At 72.6% G+C, this 1,735-nt stretch carries 1 protein-coding gene and 1 pseudogene; both read right to left on the reverse strand.

From position 1 onward, the window contains the following. Positions 1 to 77: 77 nt before the first annotated feature. On the reverse strand, positions 78 to 1,082 hold the full coding sequence (gene msrP, locus K206_RS0118200) for a protein-methionine-sulfoxide reductase catalytic subunit MsrP (protein ID WP_020203827.1): 1,005 nt from the start codon (positions 1,080 to 1,082) through the stop codon (positions 78 to 80). Positions 1,083 to 1,226: 144 nt separating this feature from the next. After that, a pseudogene (locus tag K206_RS43760) lies at positions 1,227 to 1,735 on the reverse strand (anti-sigma factor); the annotation flags it as partial.

Raw genomic sequence — 1,735 nt, forward strand, 5'->3', positions numbered from 1 at the left:
CAGGCCCGCCGGCGCGGGCCGCGCGGCGCGCCCGCTGCCCGCCCCGGCGCGCGGCGGCGACAGGTCCGGCCGCGCCATCAGAAGAACTTCCTCAGGTCCATGCCCTGGTACAGCGACGCCACCTGCGGCGCGTAGCCGTTGAACGGCAGCGTCTTGCGCTTGGGCGCGAACAGCGCGCTGAAGCCGCCGCCGCTCTTGTCCTCGCCGATGCGGCGCTCGGTGGCCTGGCTCCAGCGCGGGTGGTCCACGTCCGGATTGACGTTGGAATAGAAGCCGTATTCCTGCGCCGCGGCCAGGTTCCAGCTGGTGCTGGGTTGCTGGTCGACGAAGCGGATCCTGACGATGGACTTGGCGCTCTTGAAGCCGTACTTCCACGGCACCACCACGCGCACCGGCGCGCCGTTCTGGTTGGGCAGCACCTCGCCGTACAGGCCGAAGGCCAGCAGGGTCAGCGGATGCATGGCCTCGTCCATGCGCAGGCCCTCGGTGTACGGCCAGTCCAGCACGCGGCTGCCCAGCCCGGGCATCTGCTTCTTGTCGGCGAGGGTGACGAATTCCACGTACCTGGCGCCGGACTGCGGCTCGACGCGGCGGATCAGCTCGGCCAGCGAATAGCCGCTCCACGGGATCACCATCGACCAGCCTTCCACGCAGCGCATGCGGTAGACGCGCTCTTCCAGCGGCATCAGGCGCAGCAGCTCGTCGATGTCGTAGACCCTGGGCTTCTTCACCAGGCCCTCGACGGCGACCTGCCACGGGCGCGTGCGCAGCGTGCCGGCGTTGTGCGCCGGGTCGGACTTGTCGGTGCCGAACTCGTAGAAGTTGTTGTAGGTGGTGACGTCCTCGTAGGGCGTGCGCTTTTCCGGCACCACGTAGGCGTTGTTGGGCGTGGCCGCGAGCTTCCGGCCGCGCGGCGCCTGCGCCAGCGCGCTGCGCGCGAACCAGGGCGCCAGGGTACTCCCGGCGGCGCCGGCCGCGGCCAGCGCCATCAGGCGGCGGCGCGATTCGAAGACACTGCGCGGCGTGATCTCGCTGGCGGCGATGTCGCCGCCGCGCAGCCATTTGGGAGAAGGGATCAGCATCGTTGGCATTCCTTGTTGCATGCAGGTTCGCGCGCGCCGGCCGGCGCCCGGCGCGCCTGTCCGGTTGGACCGCGCGCGCGCTCGCCTGGTGCCGGCGAATCGTGACATCTTTTTCGGCATCGCGGCGGCGGCCCCGCCACCGTCTCAGCCGTCCTGGTACTGGCGGTAGACCGCCTGCGCCAGCGCCAGCAGCGCCGCGCGCTCGAGCGGTCCGGCCAGCGCGAAGCCGAGGTCGCGGTCCACCCAGTAGAAGGCCGCGGCGGCGCCGGCACCGCCGGCATTGCCGGGCAGGCGCTCGAGCCGGAAAGCCGCGTCCGCCGTGCCGGGCGCCATGTGCCGCAGTTGCAGCGAGACGCGGCTGCCGTTGTCGGCCTCGTACATGAGCATGGCCGACGGGCCGCCCTCGGCCACGCCCAGGCGCCCGCCGATCAGGCGGTAGCCCTCGGCCCGCAGGTCGGGCACGCGCAGCGGCGCGCCCAGGCGCTTGGACAGCCAGGCCACCAGGTGCGCCTCGTCCGAGGCCGCCACTTCCACCGGATGGCGCACTTCCGGCGCGTAGACCACGTGGCTGGCCAGCGCCTCGCGCGCGAAGCGCTCGGCCGACGGCGCGCGCGCGGCGAGGTCGTCCGCGTGGCCGTGGGCGAGCCAGCCGG

Origin of the sequence: Cupriavidus sp. WS, assembly GCF_000395345.1 — a bacterium.
GTDB classification, from domain to species: domain Bacteria; phylum Pseudomonadota; class Gammaproteobacteria; order Burkholderiales; family Burkholderiaceae; genus Cupriavidus; species Cupriavidus basilensis_B.